Genomic DNA, 295 nt, shown 5'->3' on the forward strand with positions numbered 1-295 from the left:
GGGACGGTCCATTCGGACGGAGCTGGCATGCCGCCGCCATTGCCGACGCGGCTGATGGCGGGGCTGGCCATTCTGAAGCACACGTTCAACCTGTCGGACGAGGCGCTGTGCGAGCGCTGGGTGGAGAACCCCTACTTTCAGTACCTCTGCGGCGAGGAATTCTTTCGTCACGAACTATCGTTCGACCGCTCCTCGATGACGCGCTGGCGGCAGCGCATGGGCGAGGAACGGATCGGCGCGCTCTTGCAGGAGAGCCTGGCCGTGGCCGTCAAGACAGGCGCGATGAAGCCGCAGG

The 295-nt window shown here is 65.4% G+C and carries 1 protein-coding gene; it reads left to right on the forward strand.

All coding sequences use genetic code 11. From position 1 onward, the window contains the following. Nucleotides 1-295 (forward strand): transposase (locus tag IB248_RS31165; RefSeq protein WP_192242262.1); only part of this gene is annotated, 295 nt, incomplete at both ends.

It is taken from the genome of Rhizobium sp. RHZ01 (assembly GCF_014851595.1).
GTDB classification, from domain to species: domain Bacteria; phylum Pseudomonadota; class Alphaproteobacteria; order Rhizobiales; family Rhizobiaceae; genus Rhizobium; species Rhizobium altiplani.